This window comes from Chelatococcus daeguensis (assembly GCF_001887265.1).
GTDB classification, from domain to species: domain Bacteria; phylum Pseudomonadota; class Alphaproteobacteria; order Rhizobiales; family Beijerinckiaceae; genus Chelatococcus_A; species Chelatococcus_A sambhunathii.
The window spans coordinates 1030891-1050062 of record NZ_CP018095.1 but is presented as its reverse complement, the minus strand read 5'-3'; the positions used below and the strand labels follow the sequence as shown (position 1 = coordinate 1050062).

The following is a 19172-nucleotide window of genomic DNA, read 5'->3' as shown; positions in this document are numbered from 1 at the left end:
GGCCGGTTCATCGCTTGCTCTCCCTGTCAATCCGCTTGTTCGCGGATTTGCGAGTTGATACGTTTAATTTGCCAGCGCTTCAACACCGAAGTGTCGAGGGCAGCAGGAGCAGAGCGTGTCAAGGTTCAACCCAGGAAAGCCAGTCGGCCCGATCTATGAAGCGGCATCACACTGGCGAGACCAGTGTCTCGCAGCCGAAGGGTCCGCGCTGGCTAAGGACAGGAACCTCTGGACAACCTCGCTGCTCGACGAGCTCGACCAGCGTTTCGTGAAGAACCTCGACGCTGGGGAAGGCGATTTTCTATCCAAACTCAGAGCGCAGTTGTCATCGGGATCGGCCCAGTCGCGGCAGCTGATGGCTGAAAGCATGTGGTTGCTGCTTCTCTTTCCTTCCAATGTGGGCGCCGCCAAGAAGCGAGAAAACGTACTGGGGATCTGGTCATGGTCCGGCGAGGAGCTGAACGCGACGCACCCGTTGCTGGCAGACCGTGTCCTTGAAGGCATCGGATCGGCAGGAACCGCGTACAACACCCACCGCTGGCGCGAGCTGGTATTCCTCATCGGCGCCCTGCGCGACTACAAGGCTCGCGACGCATCCGACCGTGAGCAGATCGCTTCGGACCCGTGGGCCTTTTCTGGCTGGCTAGGCGGTCTTCCAGACGCGCGGCACCGACAGCTGATCCACATCCTGCCACACCTGCTGTTTCCCGATACCTTTGAGCGGATCAGTTCCGAGGGCGACAAGCGCCTGATCCTCGCCGGCTTCGGAGACACGACGGAGAAGGAGATCAAGAAGTGGAGCACTGTCGAGATCGACCGTGCCTTGCTCGAACTTCGGCGTCGACTTGAAGAAGAGCATGGTACGGACATCGATTTCTACCAGGAGGAGTTCGAGGCCCAGTGGAAGAACCAGACCAAGAACTGGCTCCTCAGCTGGAACCCCTCGAAATGGAACTGGGATACGCTTGCGCGCGACCGCGCCACGACCGTCAACGGGGAGAAAGCTGACAACCGTTGGCGCTGCAGCTCGAGCAAGCCGCGCGAGGGCGACCGAGTCTTCCTTGTCCGCACCGGAAATCCTCCGAAAGGCGTTGTGGCAGTCGGAAAGGTGACGCGCGCGCCCTACGAAGCGGAGCACTGGGATCAGTCCCGCGCCGACGCTGGTGAGACGACTCGGTTCGTTGACGTGGCATTCGAGTCCGTCCGCGATGCAGCAACAGACCAGATTGTCCCTCTGGAAGAATTGCAGAGCCGGGAACCTGGCCAGGAATGGAACCCGCAGTCTTCCGGGATCGAAATCAAGGCAAAGGCGGCGCGGAGCCTGGAGCGCCTATGGAAAGCGCTGCCACCGATCAAGCCCGACACCACGACGCCAGGGGATGACGCCGGAACCGGAGACGCGTCTCCAAAGAAACTCGCGCCTCCTCTGAACCTCATTCTCTACGGCCCGCCTGGGACCGGGAAGACCTACCGCCTCAAGAACGATTACCTGCCGCGATATCAGGACGAGGTCGGTGATCGCTTCGAGTTTGTGACGTTTCATCAGAGCTACGCCTACGAGGACTTCGTCGAGGGCATTCGCCCTGTCACGGAGAACGGCACTGTCACCTATGAGGTGCGGCCGGGAGTGTTGAAGCGGCTTTGCGATCGGGCCCGGCGCGCGCCGGACAAGCGGTTCGCCCTCTTCATCGACGAGATCAATCGCGGAAACGTCGCCAAGGTCTTCGGCGAGCTCATCACGCTTGTCGAGGTGGACAAGCGGATCCGCCTCGATGCGTCAGGCAACCGCGCGGCAAGCTGCAAGGGCCTGGAAGTGACGCTCCCCTACTCCGGCAAGCGTTTTGGGGTGCCCGCGAACGTCGACGTGATCGGCACCATGAACACCGCGGACCGCTCGATTGCCCTGCTCGACAGCGCCTTACGGCGCCGGTTCCGGTTCGAGGAACTCACGCCCAAGCCAGAACTGCTAGAATCGATCGCCGACGGTGAGGGCAACGCGATCGACCTGCGCCAGCTCCTGCAGGCCATGAATGCCCGCCTGTCCCGCCTGCTGCATCGCGACCACACCCTTGGCCACAGCTACTTCTACCACGTGAAGTCCTTCGACGAGCTGCGCCGTGTATTTGCGCGGGAGATACTGCCGTTCCTGCAAGAGGCGTTCTACGACGACTGGCGTCAGATCCGATACGTCCTCGCCGACCAGGCCGTAGAGGAGGAGCTGCAACTGGTCCGGGCGCGGACGCAAAGTGCTGCTGTGCTCTTTCCCAAGGCCGACCCTGCTGAAATCGGCGACAGTGAGGCGTTCGAGATCATTCGGGAAGACGACATCACCCCGGACGCAATCCGGAAGATCTACGAGCCACCGGAATGAGGTGCCTGACCTTCCGAGAGAGGGAGGGCGTCAGCATCGGCCCTGCCGGCGAGATCAACGAGCTCGAGGCAGAAGGGATCGCGAAACTCGCCGGACGTCTGCCACCCGGGGCCCTCACGTGGGGCCATCGGTCATTGAAGTTCGGGCCGTTCTGCGGAGTCCTGCAAACCGAGCAGCTGGCAATCGAGATACTTCCAAAGATCGACCATGGCAGCGATAGCAGGGAAGAAATGCGGGGCCTTCTGGTGGCCATGCTTGCTCGTGCTGGAGAGCTCGGATCGAAGCGCGTAGGCGAGGCCGGCCTCGGGCAACAGCACAGCCACCTCCTGGACGTCTTCATCGAGGATTTCTGCAGCCAGGTGAAATCCGCGCTCCGAGGCGGAGCCATTGCCCGGTACTCGGAGAGGACGGAGAACATCAAGGCCATCCGCGGACGGCTCGAGCTGACCGAGCACCTGCGCACGAACGCCTTCGACCGATCTCATCTTCTCTGTCGCTTCGACGAGCGCAGCATCGACAACCCCTACAATCAAGCGCTCAAGGCGGTCCTTCGGATCCTTCTAGGCCGTAGACTCATAACCGCGTAGCCAGATGCGGATGGACGCGAGCTTCACGGCGGCGAGGAAGTTTTCCGCCGTCTTGTCGAAGCGGGTGGCGATACGGCGGAAGTGTTTGATCTTGTTGAAGAAGCGCTCGACGAGGTTGCGCGCCTTGTAGAGGTGCCTGGAGAAGCAGATCGGGTCCTTGCGGTTGCGCTTGGGCGGGATGTTCGCCCATGCGTTCCGCTCGGCGACGGCAGCGCGCAGGTCGTTGGCGTCGTATCCCTTGTCGGCCAGCAGCATTGAGCCCGGCGCGAGATGCCCGATCAGGTCTTTGGCACTCGCGAGGTCGCTGGCTTGGCCTGCCGTGAGCTTGAGGAGGATCGGCCTGCCTCGGCTGTCGACGAGCGCGTGGAGCTTGGTCGTGAGCCCGCCTCGGGAGCGACCCAGACATCGATCGACACCCCCCTTTTTGCCGTCGCCCCGTGCTGGTGGACGCGGACGACAGAGGTGTCGATCATCTGCACGTCACCATCGTAAGCCCTTGTGATCGCGTCCATGAGCCGATCCCAGACGCCCGCCTTCCGCCATCGGTTGAAGCGGTTGTAGATCGTGGTCGGCGGCCCGTAGCGCGCCGGCATGTCCGCCCACGGCGCGCCCGAGCGCAGGCACCAGAAGATGCCATTGAGAACCCGCCGGTCATCCACGCGAGGCACGCCCCGCGACTTGTTGGGAAGGTGAGGCCGGATCGCCTCCCATTCGAAATCCGTCAGATCGTAGCGGCCCATCGCAAAGCTCCCGAAAAGGAGCTTGAATCACAATTGCTACCGTCAGGGAACCCAGAGCCGTTTATGGGTTTACGGCCTAGGGCTCGCACTGAGCCCGAGGACCCGGGCGATGGTGGCGGCGTTCCTCCATCGCTTTGACGAGGTGACCGATCGCAGGATCAGGGCTCGCGACGTCGGCGCTCTGCGGTTTGATCGCACCATCCGACACTGGGAGCCGGTGTTTGCGCGGGCCCGCTGGCTGCTGACAGGCCTCTATCCGGATGTTCGCATCGGCGACGCAGCTGGTTCCGCTCTGCTGTTCAACATGGAGAAGCTCTTCGAGACGGTACTCGGACTGCGCATCCGGCATGCTTGCCAGGTGCAGGCCGGTGCTCGCCTTACTGTCGGACTACAGAGCCCTGTGAAGAACCTCGCGACGACGGGCTTCCAGCTGCGCCCCGACATCACCGTTCAGAGCGAAGTTGAGACCGTTGCCATTCTCGATGCAAAATGGAAGCGCCTCGATCTCGGCGAAGCAAACTCCGGCGTCTCGAGCGGCGACGCGTATCAGATGAACGCGTACGCCAGTCGCTACCTCTGCAAGCGACTCGCGCTCGTTTACCCGGCCTCGAAGGACTGCCCGCCTGGAAGGATCACCGAGTTTGTGCTCATGACCGAAGAACGGCCAAAACTAGAGGTCATAGCGGTCGATGTTCGGCAGCTCGCCTTTGGCAGCGAGATCCCGGCTGGCATCGATGCGATGATCCCGATCGAGCGGCACTGGAAGCAACGGTCATCGCAGGCACCGATTTACGAAGCGGTATGAAGGACTTCGGCCCCTCTTGCTTCCACAGTGCTTCCACGGGTGTTGGAAACGCAAACGCCGCCCCGGAGGGCGGCGCGTAAGCGTTTGATAACGAAAGAAAAACTGGTTGCGGGGGTAGGATTTGAACCTACGACCTTCAGGTTATGAGCGGCGAACAAAGACAGAACGCGAGACCAGCGAGATCAGGCGCTTAGGCCGTAATGCATTGAACTGATTGAATCTCATTGCCGCATTCGGCCGCGTTCAACGGCATCAAACCGCATCCGCCGGATGACGACTCCGTTACGGCGGCGGACGTATTGCGGAGTTGAGAATCGCGATCCGTCCGCCGGGCGCTTAGCCGATCTTAACGACCATCGCAGCGGTCTACCCGTCTTTCCGCCCTATTCCACCCCTTTCCGCCTCTACGCCACCGCTTCGAAAAGAGCATCTTGCCTGCCGCGAAGGCTCACCGCTCAGTGACAGGCATGAAGCAACATCTGACCGAGCGCGCCGTGAAGGCGATGGTGCCGGCGATCGACCGCGACGTTCTCGTCTATGACGACGAGGTCACGGGCTTCGGCGTCTTCATCCTTCGCTCCGGCAAGCGCGGCTTCTTTCTCCGCTATCGCATCGCCGGCCGCGAGCGCCGCTTCACGATCGGCGCTTGGCCCACCTGGTCGGTCACCGCCGCGCGCGAGGAGGCGAAACGGCTCAAGCGCGAAGTCGATGCCGGCAACGATCCGCTCGGCAAGCGCATTGAGCAGCGCAATGCGCCGACCATGTCCGATCTGATCGACCGCTATCTCAAGGAGCACGCGGTCAATCTTGCGCCGCGAAGCTTCAGCGATCGGACCTCGCTTCTGCGCAAACTGGTCGAACCGGAATGGGGCGCCCGCAAGGTCGCTGAAATCACCCCGGAAGATGTCGATCGGCTACTCGCCAAGATCGCCAAAGGCCGGCCGCGGCCGCGCAAGGAGAGGCCGAAGTACAAGCGCCGGCAGGCCATGGCGAAGCCGCGCCCGACGCCGATCCGGGCGAACCGCGTCGGCGAAATCCTGCGCAAGATGTTCAACCTCGCGATCCGCTGGCAGATGCGGCCGGACAATCCCGTGGTCGGGTTCGCGCGCTATCCCGAAATCCCGCGCGATCGGTTTCTTTCCGCCGACGAGATCAAGCGGCTTGCCGATGTGCTCGCCGAGCATCCGAACCGCCGCTGCGCGAATGTCATCCGATTGATCCTGCTCACCGGCGCGCGTCGCGGCGAGGCGATGAACGCGCGCTGGGAGCAGTTCGATCTGGAGAACGGGATCTGGACCAAGCCCGCCGCCACCACGAAGCAGCGCCGGCTTCATCGGGCGCCGCTTTCGCGGGCCGCGGTTGAACTGTTGCGCGCGATCCGCGCAAGCGTGCCTGCGGATTGCCCGTGGGTCTTCCCGGGCGAGATCAAAGGCAACCCGTTGCGCGAAATGCAAACCTTCTGGGAAGGCGTGCGCGCGAAGGCGAAGCTCGGCGACGCCCGTATCCACGATCTGCGCCATACCTTTGCTTCGCTTCTCGTTTCGGGCGGGATGACGCTGCCGATGGTCGGCTGGCTGCTTGGCCACACCCAGGCGCAAACCACGCTTCGCTATGCACATCTTTATGACGATCCGCTCCGTGCAGGGCTGGATCAGGTAGGCGAGGTGCTGCGCCCGAAGCTTAGGCTTGTTGAGGGGCCAACACTAACGGGTGACGCCGCTTGAGCGGGGCAGACGCCTCCATGCACACTGGCTAGTCGGCTACCCATCTAAGCCCGAAACGATCGGCGGGCAGGACGAGTGCCTGCTTCATCTGAGCGCCACCGGCCATCATACCGATAAATCCGAACGACGTTCGAACAGACGCCTGTAGCTTGAGAAGACTATCTTTTGCCTTGAGCCAATTCTGCGGGCTGAAGATTTTTCCCTTCTCTTGGTATTCATTCATGCCTGCTTCCAGGGCCGAATTGTAACAGGTTGCCGCAAGGCCGATCAGAGCTTCCGGATCGGGAAACTGCATGGTCGCTGAGGGAAATGGCACCTTGTCAATCTGATTGCTTGCGGCTGAAAAGAACAGCTGGACCGCATAGAACAAGTGGAACTTGGAATAGCTCGGCGATGCCAAGAGCGCCTCGTTGAGGGCCAGATCTCCTGCCTCCCACCGCTGCTCAATCTTCCGCGCCCAAAAGCTCAGAGCACGAATGTCTGAAGGGTGATAGTCCCCTTTAAAGAGTTGGTCGAAATGCTTGTCGAAAAGTCGATTCTCGTTGTACGCGATGTTGGGCCGCTGGCAGTGCCACGTCATCAACCACTTTGCCAATAAGGCGATATCAACCGTCAGTTCTTCGTCCCGGTCAGCAGGTCTCATCTCCCCCCGCTTGGTGATCAGATATCCGGTCGGATATGCCCCCTCGTAAGCCTTCTTAAGGGCGAGAACCCGCTTGTCATTGCTACGGAGATCACGCGGCTTAACGGCGCTCTGCGAGTTCGTATAGATGCTAATCTTGTCCGCAACGTCGCGCTGTGGAATCTCGTAAAATCGCACTAGCACGCGCGCATCTGGAAAAGCTTTGATGCGTTCCGAGCACGAGAGGAGCGTCGTCAGCGACTGACAACCATTGACGACACCCAAACCCTCCAGCTTGAGCTGATGCGTTGTCGCATCAAGGCTCATCTTTTCGCACAGGGCCGTAATTCCGTTGTGATAGAAGAAAAAGTACTGGGGATTGTCGCCATTCAGCGTCTGCCGCATTCCTTTGTTCACTTTGTTCGTCAAGCCCAAAGACTGCCGCACGTTTGGCCGAAAAAGTTTTCCGTCGGAAATGCCTGGAAACTTGAGGCAATCGGCCAGAGGTATTGCGGCGAGGACAGTCCGGAAGTTCGCGATGTCCACAGCGAGATAGCGGGCAGGCTCAAGCGTCATGGTGTGCGAAAGCTTGGGTAACTCCTTACCCGCCGCCTCGGTCCACCTCGTCTGGATCGCGTCGCTGTCTACAAGCGTGAGACTTGCCTGTGGGTGCTCAAATTCCGCAATTGTGGACTGAAATGCGCTCAGGTCGTTCTTCGCTTCAGACGTCAGTGCGCCCGTGGTCAGGAGTTCGAAGACCACCTCATAGTCGTCTTCCAGCGCTGCCGCGACTGTCTCCAATTTGATCTGAAGCTTCCCATTGCAGTTCGCCTGCAATGCTGGAAGATTTTGTATTTGGAGCCACGTCGCCAGAACCTCCTGAAGTGGCTGATGATCCACAGATCCAGCGTAGAACTTGCTCTGAACAATAACGATTTGGCGCTTCTCGTCATCGACAATGATCGCGTCGAACTCCTTGTCGTTCGGCCCGTCCGTGATATCGTCTTTTGCCTGTATCGGCGTGCGCAGGTAGCAGTTCCGGAGATACCATGCGAGGAATCGCTGTCCATCATTTGGAAAGTTCTGCTGATAGTACGCATCCCCTTTTACATCCGCACGAATTCGATCAAGCAGTGGCGACATAGCCCCCTCCCAGCTCATTAGCCCCCGTCTACCTAAGCAGCGACCGGCAGGATAACTCCACCAGCCTCCTCGATCGCTTCTCGGAGAATCGCATATAGCCTACTTAGAAACTCTCGTGCGTCCTGACTCATGGCCGCGCTGATTTTCGGCGCTGCATTGCGATGAATATCATCGATTGTCCGTGCCCGACGCATCGCCGAACCAGTTCCACTGTGATCGTACGCAACTCTCCACGCCGCAACTTGGTCATCTCTTAGACGACGTTTCGTGAGTTCGTAGAGGCGGGAGAAGACGGCGCGCCGAATCTGGTCCAAGGCCGCTTCGCGCTCCTCTTCGTCCTTCGGCTGGCGGGTCCAACCAGCTGGCCGATCGAGCCATTTCGACGCCTCCTCCTGTAACCGCGCAAGGAGATCGGCCACAGGCGTGAGGGTGTCGTATTCATCAGCCCATCCGTTTGCCAGCCGTCTGCTGAGCGCCTTGATTCGGGTCCAGTGCTCCTTTGCGATTGCATCGTGGTAGGAAAGTCCGAGCCGCGCTCTCCATGGATCGCGAAAAGCATCGATCGCGTCGTGCATCGCGATCTCAAGCCCCTTGAACTCATACTGAGGTGCACACTCGACCGGCTCTTCCGGTCCCGACGCCTGCTGCATGGCTTCGATCAGGCGGGCCAGCTCGCGCTGATACCCGACAGGAATTTTCGGCGTAGGCCGATCAAGGCCGCCGAGAAAGATCGACTGCTTCTCGATTTGCCTATCCAATGCTCCTGCAACACCCGCACCGACGATGTCTCGCAGGCTCGCAATGGCATTCGCTACGGACGCCATGACATGTTCGCGCTTCTGCTCGAATGAGCCCAGGTTGGCGCCCTTCACTTGGTCGAAATGCGTGAAGGCAATGGCAAGCTTGTCGGCAAAGCCAGTGCTGCCAACCGCTCTCAAAAGCGCAAGAGGCGCGGCCTGCATCGGTTGTTGGGCGTTGTCCACGAGCAAGATCATGTCGACCGAGTCAAACCGCTGCGTAATCCTGGTTGAAATGGATGACGCGGTTGTCGCCGTGTGACCAAGTCCCTGGCCATCGAGCAGCACCAACTTTCCGGCTTTGTTCAGTTCGGCATTTGAAGGATAGAGGGGACCTTGAACACGTATTCCGTCAACGAGCGGCGTGAGCAAGCGACCGAACTGCATGTGGTGATTGCTTGAGAACCACCGCACGTGGGAAAGGAATTCGTTGCGATCTTCGTTGTCATAAGACCAAAGGATCGGCCATCCGGTTGCGCCACGCTCAATTGTACCCGCGCTGAGCGCCGAAAACCGATCTGAGATGTCATCCATGACATCAAGAGTGATTTCGGAGAACTCTTTGTGTGCGAAGGCCTCGTTCCCGAATAGCTCAAGCCAGGCGGCGCGATCGTCGGCCGTCTTTTGATCCAGAAGCGGTCCCAAAGTCCCTGCTACGCCTTTCTCGACTTGCTCGGCAACTCTCCTGATCCTTTCTAGATATCCCTGAAGCCGTGCCAGATTGCGGGATCGTTCCTCTGGTCCGACGGCCTCGCCTTCATCGATTTCGGCTTCCGTCTGATCTTCGTCCTCGAACGCGAACTCGGATTCGTCACTATCCGACGGCTCCGCCCAGGAACCCAAGACGTAAGACAACCGAAATCGTTGCTCGCGATGCTGTAAGAACGCGCCCATGATTTTTGAGTCTGAACGGCTCTGGACTGCTTCGAGGCAAGCCTCCTCCAAGCACTCCTCGATGTGCGCCCTGACTTCGTGTTCAGGCATGAACGTCACGGCAGCGCGGAAAGGCCCGGGCGCCGTGATGATCTCAATGTCGGCCGTTGTGGTCTTGGCCGTTGAGGTGGAAGGGAATCGATCCTCAATTGGATCAGATCCGATCACATGTCGGAGGAGCGTCGTCTTGCCTGCACCAGTCGTACCAAGAAAGAATACGTGGCTGTATCCGTCCTGGGCGTTCGGCAAGGGAATGACTTGATCGCGCTTGGCCTGCGAGTCGACGGTGCCGGCCTCAATTCCATCAAAGAAGGCCGACACAACCACGGGGCTAAATTTGCGCTCCGCTTCCGACCGCCGATCACCGCTCCACCAGCTCTCGTCTTCGAGAAGTTCATTGAGCTCCGCGACCAACCGATCAGCCTCGGCATCATCGGATGTGCCAAGCCCGCGGCGAACCTTGAGGCCACGCTGCCCTCGGCTATCGGTCCGAACAGGATGTCGAAAAGTGACGCTCCAGCCAGGACGATTGGAGCGGGTTTTTGAGGCACGAGGGGAGGCGCTCATGTTGTTCTCCGTTGTTCCGTGCTTCCCAATCTCACATTCGGAGCAACCCGTCAAGAGGCCTTGCCACAACGGAGAACAACGCATTACAGGATTTCCCCGGTACTGAGCTTTGCCGGAGAAGGAGCCAGGACCCCAAGCAGCCGACTCTATCGCCAGCATGCCGTGATTAGAGCATCCCTTCTCCGCAAAATATGCGGCGAATGCCATTGCGCCTGCGGCGAATAGCGATCATATTCTCCGCAAAGGATGCGGAGAATGCCGATCTATATCCACGAGCTGTCCGATTGGCCCGAATTCCGCTGGGATCAGAACCGCCTGGCCGAGCGCCTCGCGGCGGTTCGCCATCGCCAGGGCCGGCTGATCGGCCGCATGGAGGCCTTGGGCTTTGCGCTGCGCAGCGAGGCGACACTCGAGAACCTCACCCAGGAAGTCCTGAAGTCCAGCGAGATCGAGGGTGAAATCCTCGACCGCGAGCAGGTGCGTTCCTCGATCGCGCGTCGCCTCGGCATTGACATCGGTGGCCTGACCGCCGCCGATCGGCACGTCGAGGGCGTCGTCGAAATGATGCTCGACGCCACGGAAAAAAACAGCGAACCGCTGACCGAAGAACGGCTGTTCGGCTGGCACGCGGCCATGTTTCCGACCGGCCGCAGCGGCATGAAGCGCATCAAGGTCGGCGGTTGGCGCGACGACGCGTCAGGTCCGATGCAGCTCGTCTCCGGGCCGATCGGACGCGAGCGCGTGCACTACGAGGCGCCGCCGGCGCCGCGCCTTGCTGCGGAGATGAAGGCGTTCCTCGATTGGTTCAACGGCGAGGCCGCCATCGATCCAGTGCTCAAGGCCGCCGTGGCGCATCTATGGCTCGTCACCGTCCATCCCTTCGACGACGGCAACGGGCGCATCGCGCGCGCGATCGCCGATATGGCGCTTGCGCGGTCCGAAGGCACCGCGCAGCGCTTCTACAGCATGTCGGCGCAAATCCGGCAGGAGCGCAACGCCTACTACGACATTCTCGAGCACACGCAGAAGGGCGATCTCGACATCACGCCCTGGCTGGAATGGTTTCTCGGCTGCCTCGATCGGGCATTCGACGGCGCTGAGCACACGCTGGCCAATGTGTTCAATAAGGCACGTTTCTGGGAAAAGCACGCCGGCGCGGCCTTCAACGATCGGCAACGCGACATGCTCAACCGGCTGCTGAACGGCTTCGAAGGCAAGCTAACGACCTCCAAGTGGGCGCTGATCGAGAAGTGCTCGCAGGACACGGCGCTGCGCGACATCGACGATCTCGTTGCGCGAGGCATTCTCCGAAAGGACCCGGCCGGGGGGCGCAGCACCAGCTATTCGCTAGTGGAGCCGTAGCAGTTCAGAGGCGACTTAACTCCCGCCAGACTGGCGTGATCTTCTTTCGGATGGTGCTCTCGTCCGGCGCGTGCTCGGCATCGCGGGCCTCGAACCAGGCTACCATTTCGCGGACGAGCTCGGCCTGCGTCGCCGGCACGCCGTGTTCATGAATGCGTCGCGCAAGCGCCGCATAGAACGCATCCCAATCGTGTCGCGGCGGAACGCCCGGGCCGCCGCGGCGGCGCGCTGCCGCGGCGGCGTCGCTTTCGGGCGCGTGCAAGCCGTTGAAGAACCCGTATTGCCGCTCGAAGCGCTCGACTTCGCCGCGCCTGACCAGCACATCCGCGGCGGTGATCGCGACGCCTTCCGCCGGATCGACGATCCATCGGAAGTCGTCGCCGGCCTTCACCCGACGGATCACGATCGTAGGGCTCGGCGCTCCGTCCCTGCGGAATAGCGGCAATAGATGCGCCGCCTCGACATCGGCGAGGCCCGATAGCGTCTCCGACGGGCCGGTCTTCACCGGCGGCAAGGCGATCGAAAGCGCAAGCAATCCGTCCGTTGACCAACCGATCACATCGAACGGGGTGACCGACCAGCGGATCGCGATCTCGGTGAGGGAATGAAAGGATCGCGGCGGAAGCTGCATGTCCGACGTGCCCCCGATTGCTCATTGGCGGACCTGCTGGCGCAAGCGTCGGTACGCTTGCACCACCTGCTTGAGGTCGCTTCGCATGTCGGGCGGCAGGCGTCCCGCCTCGACGAACAGGTCGTCCATGCGAACGCCTAAGATCGCGGCGGCGCGCTCGACCAACTCGTCGCGCGGCGGCTTTTCCTGCTCGCGCTCGACGCGCGACCAATAGGCGGGCGAGACGCCAAGCCGCTCGGCGAAATCGTTGAGGCCGATGCCCTGCTCGGTCCGCTTCGCCCTGACCGTAAGCCCGAATGCCATGGCGGCCTCCTTCAACCAACAAGCCCATACTTGCGGAGGCGCACGCCGATGAAGGCGCTCGTTACGCCGAACTCTTCGGCAAGCGCGCCTGCGATCGCATCGATCGCCGGCCAACCTACATCGTTTGCCGCGACGTAGGGCGTCGGGATCTCGTTGATCACCTTCCATCGGATGGCCGCGCCGAACGCGGAGGCCTCGCGGGCAAACGCTCGCGCGAGCTGCCGCCGCGGCGCCAAGAACGCGCCCATGAACTCGTCGGCGCGCCATTCGCGCCAATCGATCGGCGCGGCGTCGCCCGCCGCAACCGCGCCGCTGCGGAAGGCGCGCGCCGCGCCCTTCGCCACTGCCGCCGGCATGTCGAAGATCGCGTGGCCAAGCTCGTGCGCCGCCGTTGACCGCAGAATCTCGGGCTGATCGGCGAGCAGCTCGGCATTCAAGCTGATCATGACCGTTGCCGGTTCCTGCGGATCATGTTCGCAAACGCCAAGCACGGGTTTGCCCGCATCGTCGTGCACCGCATGCCCCGCGTCCCACACGATTCGCAGCGGCCGGCCGTTCACGCGGAGAGAGGCCGCCCGGCGGAACAGGTCGGTCGGCGGAAACGGCCGCGCCTGGTAGCCAAGAAGCCGCTGCCGGAGGTCGGCCCCGAGCCGCCGGATCGCTTCGGCCGAAAGCCTCGTCGGCTCGCCCGAGCCGAAACACGGATATTCCACGTTGAGCGCCATGCCGATCGCCTCCGTTGACTATTTCCTCAATGCCAATGTTCCCTTTATGTTCTTTTCGTGTGGGAGTCGAGTCCTTTTTCGCCGGTCCCATGACGCGAGCCAATGTGGATACACCATTTAAGCGTTTGATTCTTCAGGAACCCGCATAAATCGGCGCTTCTTTCCGCCTGTTTCCGCCTCTTTCCGCCTCCGCCGAAGCCGCCCCGCCGTGTTCGGATCGCGGCGCTGCGAACGTGACGTGATGAAGGAGGCTTTCGTGGACGATCAACAGGCGGAATCGGCGGCCGGCACGGCCACGCTCCTTAGCGGATGGCTCAGCCGAGCCCAGGTCGCGGCCGAAATCGGCGTATCGGTCGACACACTCGCCCGCTGGGAAACCCGGCGCATCGGCCCGCCCTGCGTGCGGATCGGGCGCAAGGTGCTCTATCGCGCGGAAGCCTTCCGCGAATGGCTGGTCTCGCGCGAGCGTCATCCCGTGTCGAAGGGCGCGCGCCCGGGCGGTGAGCGATGAGCGCGCCGCTTGTCGTTGCCGCCCGGGTCGAAGCCCGCGCTCTCGTCGCCAACGCCGTGCGCCTCGCCTTCTTCGAACGCTACGGCGAACCGCCGAGCCCGGATGATCGGTTATGGGAGCTCGATCCGTTCGATCGCCTCGGCCTCGTGTGTGATGTTGAACTGAAGCTTGGCGTCGCGTTTCGCGACGAAGACATCGAGTTTCTCGAAACGCCCGACGATCTGATCGAACGCGGCGTCGCCGTTCTCCTGGGAGGCGAGCGATGAACGCCTTCGAACGGCACGGCGTGGAACACCTTTCGGCGTCTTCGCTCAACCTCTGGGCCGCGCAGCCGGCGCTCTGGATCATGGAGCGGCTTCTCGGCCGCAAGGCCCCAACGGGTATCCCTGCCGCGCGCGGCAAGGCGGTCGAACACGGGGTGCATCTCGGCCTGATCGATTCGGCGAAGCCCATCGACGATTGCGCGGCCGAGGCCGAACGCGAGTTCAACCGCTTGACCGCGCTCGCCGGCGATCCGCGCCGGGACGAGGAACGGCCGAAGATCGGCGGCTATGTGCGCGGCGCGCTCGTCGAGCTTCGCCAATACGGCGTGCCCGATGCCTATCAGCATCGCGTCGAAATCCGGCTCGACGATGTCCCGGTGCCCGTGGTCGGCTTCATCGATTGGCGGTTTTCCGATCATGGCCTGATCGTCGATCTCAAGACGACCGAACGGTTTCCGGCCGCCATCGGCGATCCGCATGGCCGCCAAGGCGCGGTCTATGCGTCGGCGCATGGCAATTTCGGGATGCGCTTCGCCTATGCGAAGCCCGCGCCGGGCAAGAAGGAACCGCAACAGGTCCGCGTCTATGAGATGTCCGGCGACGACGTGCGCCGGCATCTTTCGGCGCTGCGCCTGATCGCGCTTTCGCTCGGGCGCTTCCTCGCGCTCTCGAACGATCCGTGCGAACTCGCCGGCGTGATCGTCCCCGATTTCGAAAGCTTCTGGTGGTCCGACCCGGCCGCGCGCGCGGCCGGGCGGGAAGTGTTCGGCTTCTGAATCTCAACGCGAAAGGAGAAAGACCATGCCTCTGCAAATCGGCGGCTCCGGAACGGTGAAGCCATACGTCAAGTACAACGCCAAGGCGGACAAGTGGTTCGTGCGCTGGCCGGAAGGCGGCGACATGGAAATCGCGCGTCCGATGTTCCTTATCGATCTCAAGAACATCCGCACCGGCTGGCTTCGCTTCCGCGAAGGCCAGGCGCCCGAACGGGTGATCGATCCCTCGCTCGATCGCGTCGCGCCGTCGCCGGGCGACGACTTCAAGCGCGGCTTCGTCGTCGCCGCCTTTTCGCAGAAGTTCTTCGGCGGCACGGTCGAGTTCTCGTCGGCCTCGATCCACCTCTCCAACGCCGTGCGCGATCTCTATGCCGCGTTCGAGGAGCAGGCGGGGCGCCCTGAGAACCGCGGCAAGGTTCCGGTGGTCGCGTGCACCGGCGCCGATCCCATGAAGGACAAGTACGGCACCAACTATCGGCCGCGGCTTGAGCTGGTGAAGTGGGTGGATCGGCCTGCCGAGCTTCCCGACGCCTCTCCGGTCGATGACGTGGACGTGTGGAAGGGAAGCGCGCCCGCGCAAACCGCTGCCGCCCATGTCCCGCCGCCGGCGGCGCGAACGCCCGTGCCCGATCCGGCGCTCGAGACGGAATTCTAAATTCCGTCCGCGCCCGCCATCAGCACACAGCCCTCGACCACCGAAATGCGCGCCGCCGTGACGCCAATCCTCGCGCCCGATCCCGATGCCATGCGAAGGCAGCTCGAGCATGTGTTCCATGGCGATCTCGACGGCGCGCATGACGGCCTGGTCGAGCTCGCCTGGAACGACCCCCGAACCGGCGCGCTGTCGGCGGCGGAACTCTTCGGGACCGACCACATCGACGAACTGGTCGATCGCGCCGTGGCGCTCAACAGGACTCCCGGCGTCAACGTCTATGTGGGCGCCGCGCTGCGCCGACCGCAGGCGGCTCGGAACCGCCGCGCCTCGGATGCGGATTTTCTCGCCGCAAGCTGCATCTGGGCCGACGTGGACACGGATGTAGTGGCGCCGGCGATCGCCGCCTGCAAGCGGCGCGGCGCCCCGCCGACCATGACCGTCGTCACCGGGCGCCATCCGCATTTGCGGGCGCAAATGTGGTGGCGGCTCGATGCGCCCTGCCGGGACACCGCGCAGCTGCGGCGGATTTGCGCGGCCGTGGCCGCCGCGATCGGTGGCGATCCGTCGGTGCTCAATCCGGGTCGCGTGCTTCGGCTCGGCGGATCGGTCGCCTGGCCAACGAAGGACGGTCGCGTTCTCGAACGCACCGAGGTGCATGTTCCGCGCGATGGGCGGCCGGCCGAATATCTCCTCGAACGGATCGCGCGCGCCTTCGCGCCCGAGCCGGCGCCGTTGCTGTCGAAGTCGCCCGAAACCTCCGAAGCTTCGTCGCCCGTTTCCGCCGCGTCGCGCGCCGACGGCGGGCTTGCCATCGGCAGCCTTTCGGTCGAAGCCGCCGTCGCCGCGGTCCGGCGCGGCGATCACTGGCACGATCATGTCGTGCGCCTCGTCGCCCATTGGGTGGCGCGCGGATGGTCGGACGCCGAGATCCTTGCCACCGCCGAAGGCCTTACGCTTCCCGGCTGGACCCATGACGAGACGCGCCGCGATCTCGCGCGCATGATCGCCGGCGCGCGGCGCAAATGGAGCATCCCGAACCCGGTGCACGAGGTCGGCGAAGACGCCGGCCCGCCGCCGATCGAAGTCGGCTGGGTGCAAAGGCTCGACGCCGCCATGATCCCGCGCCGGCGTTGGCTGCTCGGCCGCTCGCTCCTGCGCGGGCACCTAACCGTCGAAGTGGCGCCGCCGGGCGCCGGCAAATCGACGCTTGCCATCGCGCAGGCGGTGGCGATCGCGACCGGCCGCGAGATCACCGGCCAGGCGGTCCACGAGACCGCGAAGACGTGGGTCTGGAACAACGAGGACGACGGCGACGAGCTGCGGCGGCGCCTCGCGGCCGTGCTTCAGCACTGGTCGATCCAGATCGAGGAAATCCGCGGCCGCGTTGCGCTCAACTCCGGCGCCGATCGCGCGCTCATGGTGGCGCGCGCCGCGAAGGACGGCTCGGCCATGCGCACGCCGGATGTCGATGCGCTGGTCGAACGCATCCGCGCCGAAGCGATCGGCCTTCTCGTCGTCGATCCCTTCGCCGAAGTGCATGCGGTCGAGGAGAACGACAATGCGCGTATCCGCGAGGTCGCCGCGCTGTTTCGCGAAGTGGCCCGGCGCGGCGATTGCGCCGTTCTTTTGATTCATCACACGTCGAAGCCGGCGACGGCCTCGTCGGATGCGTTCGCCGGCAACCAGAACGCCGCGCGCGGGGCGTCCTCGCTCACCGGCGTTGCGCGCATCGTGCAGACGCTCTTTGCGATGTCGCCGCGCGATGCCGAAAAGCTCGGCGTCGTCGAACATGAACGCCGGCTTTGGGTTCGGCTCGACGATGCCAAGGCGAACCTGTCGCTGATCCAAGGCGAAGCGTCCTGGTTCAAGCGCGTCGGCGTCGTCATCGCCAACGGCGACGAAGTGGGCGTGCTCGTGCCCGGCGATCCCGGTCCGCCGCAAAGCGCCGTTTCCGACGAGGAAACCGAAGCGGCCGTCATCGCCGAGATCGATCGGGCGTGGCGCGTGAAGGAACCCTACGGCACGCATCCCCTGTGCGGCGAGCGCTTCTATGGCCGCTCGCTCCCTCGCCGCCTCGGGCGCCCGACTAGCGTGGTCAGTGCAGCCGTCGAGCGGCTGATGGCGCGCGGCGCGATCGAGGACGCCGTGTTCGATTCCCGCAACAGCAAGAAGGGACTCCGGCCCGTGCCGCTCGACGAGCGGAAGCGGCCAAGCGGGTCCGAATCTTCGGAAGGAGACGCATGATGCACGCCATGGAGCGGCTTGCGGAAGCCGCGCCGGGGTTGCGGGGGTTCCCGCGCAACCCATTGAAATCGCTAAGCGGCGGAGGTTTTGCGGGGGTGCGGAAGCGCCCTCCGTTGTCCTTGATTTCGCGTGCATTTTTTGCGGCGGCGGGAGTCCCCCCTTATACCCCCCTACGCGCATGCGCGCGCGTTGGGGCCGCGCGCATGCGCGTTGAGGCGTTCGTCCGATGAGCACCGATCGCTTCGCCCAGTTTGCCGTCGGTCGGCTCGACGAGGTCGCCCACGCGATGGAGCGCAAGTGGGGCATCGATCGCCTTCCGAAGCTCGTCGATCCTGCCCTCGCCGCGCGGTTCGAGGTGCAACGCGAGAAGCTCAACGAGGCGCTCCGCTCTGAGCGCCCCGACGCGATCGCAACGCAAGCCGCGGCGATGGAACGCGCCTGGAAAGCGCTCGATGCCGCGGCGCTCGCCGATGGCCGCGCGCCGCTCGCGCCCGAGATCTGGGAAACGGTGATCCCGTCAACCGGCGAGATCGTCGCGATCGTCCGCACCGCCGAGGAAGCATCGGCCGTCGCGCGCGAACGAAACGGCGCGGTCTATACGCTGGCCGAAGTCGCCGTCGCCATCGATGCCTTCGGCGATCAGGTCCGCGCGGTGAAGGCGACGTTCCCCGGCGCGAGCGTAACGGCGGTTCGGCCCGCCTCGCTGCCGATCGGTTCACGCGAATCGAAACGTGCCGGCGTTCCGCCAGGCCGCAAGCGAACCCGCCGATCGTCAAGCGCGGCAGGCTTCTTCGCGCCGCTTCCCGAAACCGCTTCGTCGAAGCCGCCGATCGATTGGGAGCGCGGCGACGAAATCCCGTTCTGAACAATCCGGAGGATGCCCATGCTCGCCTTCGCTCTTGCCGAATCCGCACCGCCGCCGGCGCCCAATGTCGCGATGCTCCCGCCGCGCGCGATCCTCGCCCTCGATCTCGGATCGCGCTGCGGCTGGGCCGTGCTTCCCCGCTCGGGGCGGATCGCATCCGGCGTCACCGAATTCCGGCCCGGCCGCTTCGAAGGCGCCGGCATGGCGTTCCTTCGCTTCGAACGCTTCCTGGCCGATGCGTCCGAAGCATCGGGCCCGTTCAGCGTGGTCGTGTTCGAGGAGGTCCGCGCGCATGCCGGCACGCTTGCGGCGCAAGTCTATGGCGGCTTCCTCGCCCATCTCACCGCTTGGTGCGAACGGCATGCGGCGCCCTATCTCGGCGTGCCCGTCGCGACCATCAAGCGCCATGTCACGGGCAAGGGGAACGCCTCGAAGGAGGAGGTGATCGCGGCGATCCGCGCGCGCGGGCATTCGCCCGCCGACGGCAACGAGGCCGATGCGCTCGCCTTGCTCGATTGGGCGATCGCCAATCGCATCGGAGCGTGAGC

17 protein-coding genes and 1 pseudogene are annotated in these 19172 nt (G+C 63.4%); 12 read left to right on the top strand and 6 right to left on the bottom strand.

What is annotated here, in order from left to right; all coding sequences use genetic code 11:
* The first annotated feature begins 115 nt into the window (after window positions 1–115).
* On the top strand, window positions 116–2371 hold the full coding sequence (locus tag BOQ54_RS04985; RefSeq protein WP_071923428.1) for an McrB family protein: 2256 nt from the start codon (window positions 116–118) through the stop codon (window positions 2369–2371).
* A complete protein-coding gene (locus BOQ54_RS04980) occupies window positions 2368–2958 on the top strand; it encodes a 5-methylcytosine restriction system specificity protein McrC (RefSeq protein WP_245316303.1) in 591 nt (196 codons plus the stop codon). Before BOQ54_RS04985 ends, BOQ54_RS04980 begins: the two co-directional genes overlap by 4 nt.
* On the opposite strand, the pseudogene BOQ54_RS19455 reads toward BOQ54_RS04980, so the two are convergent.
* Window positions 2932–3698: pseudogene (locus BOQ54_RS19455) on the bottom strand (IS5 family transposase). The gene BOQ54_RS04980 and the pseudogene BOQ54_RS19455 sit on opposite strands and share 27 nt — an antisense overlap.
* A gap of 22 nt (window positions 3699–3720) precedes the next feature.
* On the opposite strand from BOQ54_RS19455, the gene BOQ54_RS04965 reads away from it, so the two are divergent.
* Entirely contained in the window at window positions 3721–4503 is a 783-nt protein-coding gene (locus tag BOQ54_RS04965; RefSeq protein ID WP_280949564.1) for a 5-methylcytosine restriction system specificity protein McrC, read from the top strand.
* A gap of 467 nt (window positions 4504–4970) precedes the next feature.
* Window positions 4971–6227 (top strand): tyrosine-type recombinase/integrase, encoded by a 1257-nt coding sequence (locus tag BOQ54_RS04960; protein WP_071923427.1) that lies wholly within the window; start codon window positions 4971–4973, stop codon window positions 6225–6227.
* 28 nt (window positions 6228–6255) lie between these two features.
* Here the strand turns inward: BOQ54_RS04960 and BOQ54_RS04955 are convergent, their stop codons facing one another.
* Both BOQ54_RS04955 and BOQ54_RS04950 read right to left on the bottom strand, forming a co-directional pair.
* The gene (locus BOQ54_RS04955) at window positions 6256–7992 is read right to left on the bottom strand and encodes an AIPR family protein (RefSeq protein WP_071923426.1); all 1737 of its coding nucleotides are present in this window, start codon (window positions 7990–7992) and stop codon (window positions 6256–6258) included.
* Window positions 7993–8024: 32 nt separating this feature from the next.
* Window positions 8025–10289 carry a hypothetical protein gene (locus BOQ54_RS04950; protein WP_071923425.1) on the bottom strand — a complete coding sequence of 755 codons (2265 nt, stop codon included), beginning with the start codon at window positions 10287–10289 and terminating at the stop codon, window positions 8025–8027.
* 255 nt (window positions 10290–10544) lie between these two features.
* Here BOQ54_RS04950 and BOQ54_RS04945 point away from each other — a divergent pair, with 255 nt between their 5' ends.
* The gene (locus tag BOQ54_RS04945; RefSeq protein WP_071923424.1) at window positions 10545–11651 is read left to right on the top strand and encodes a Fic family protein; all 1107 of its coding nucleotides are present in this window, start codon (window positions 10545–10547) and stop codon (window positions 11649–11651) included.
* Window positions 11652–11655: 4 nt separating this feature from the next.
* Here BOQ54_RS04945 and BOQ54_RS04940 read toward each other — a convergent pair whose 3' ends face one another.
* Genes BOQ54_RS04940 through BOQ54_RS04930 form a run of 3 tightly spaced genes read right to left on the bottom strand, consistent with a single transcriptional unit; the run spans window position 11656 to window position 13310 of the window.
* A complete protein-coding gene (locus BOQ54_RS04940) occupies window positions 11656–12282 on the bottom strand; it encodes a hypothetical protein (protein ID WP_071923423.1) in 627 nt (208 codons plus the stop codon).
* A 21-nt stretch (window positions 12283–12303) separates the two neighbouring features.
* Window positions 12304–12585 carry a helix-turn-helix domain-containing protein gene (locus tag BOQ54_RS04935; protein ID WP_071923422.1) on the bottom strand — a complete coding sequence of 94 codons (282 nt, stop codon included), beginning with the start codon at window positions 12583–12585 and terminating at the stop codon, window positions 12304–12306.
* An 11-nt stretch (window positions 12586–12596) separates the two neighbouring features.
* Entirely contained in the window at window positions 12597–13310 is a 714-nt protein-coding gene (locus BOQ54_RS04930) for an ImmA/IrrE family metallo-endopeptidase (protein WP_071923421.1), read from the bottom strand.
* Window positions 13311–13566: 256 nt separating this feature from the next.
* Here BOQ54_RS04930 and BOQ54_RS04925 point away from each other — a divergent pair, with 256 nt between their 5' ends.
* From BOQ54_RS04925 to BOQ54_RS04895, 7 genes are all read left to right on the top strand, one after another.
* Complete coding sequence (locus BOQ54_RS04925) at window positions 13567–13821, top strand: helix-turn-helix transcriptional regulator (RefSeq protein WP_210187195.1); 255 nt, start codon at window positions 13567–13569, stop codon at window positions 13819–13821.
* Complete coding sequence (locus tag BOQ54_RS04920) at window positions 13818–14087, top strand: hypothetical protein (RefSeq protein ID WP_071923419.1); 270 nt, start codon at window positions 13818–13820, stop codon at window positions 14085–14087. The genes BOQ54_RS04925 and BOQ54_RS04920 overlap by 4 nt, the downstream gene beginning before the upstream one ends.
* Window positions 14084–14860, top strand: a complete 777-nt coding sequence (locus BOQ54_RS04915) for a hypothetical protein (RefSeq protein ID WP_071923418.1) — start codon at window positions 14084–14086, stop codon at window positions 14858–14860. The genes BOQ54_RS04920 and BOQ54_RS04915 overlap by 4 nt, the downstream gene beginning before the upstream one ends.
* Window positions 14861–14885: 25 nt before the next feature.
* The gene (locus BOQ54_RS04910) at window positions 14886–15515 is read left to right on the top strand and encodes a hypothetical protein (RefSeq protein WP_071923417.1); all 630 of its coding nucleotides are present in this window, start codon (window positions 14886–14888) and stop codon (window positions 15513–15515) included.
* A gap of 45 nt (window positions 15516–15560) precedes the next feature.
* The gene (locus tag BOQ54_RS04905; protein ID WP_071923416.1) at window positions 15561–17759 is read left to right on the top strand and encodes an AAA family ATPase; all 2199 of its coding nucleotides are present in this window, start codon (window positions 15561–15563) and stop codon (window positions 17757–17759) included.
* 226 nt (window positions 17760–17985) lie between these two features.
* Window positions 17986–18624: a hypothetical protein gene (locus BOQ54_RS04900; RefSeq protein ID WP_071923415.1), complete on the top strand. Its 639-nt coding sequence runs from the start codon at window positions 17986–17988 to the stop codon at window positions 18622–18624.
* 72 nt (window positions 18625–18696) lie between these two features.
* The gene (locus BOQ54_RS04895) at window positions 18697–19170 is read left to right on the top strand and encodes a crossover junction endodeoxyribonuclease RuvC (protein ID WP_071924397.1); all 474 of its coding nucleotides are present in this window, start codon (window positions 18697–18699) and stop codon (window positions 19168–19170) included.
* Window positions 19171–19172: the final 2 nt, after the last annotated feature.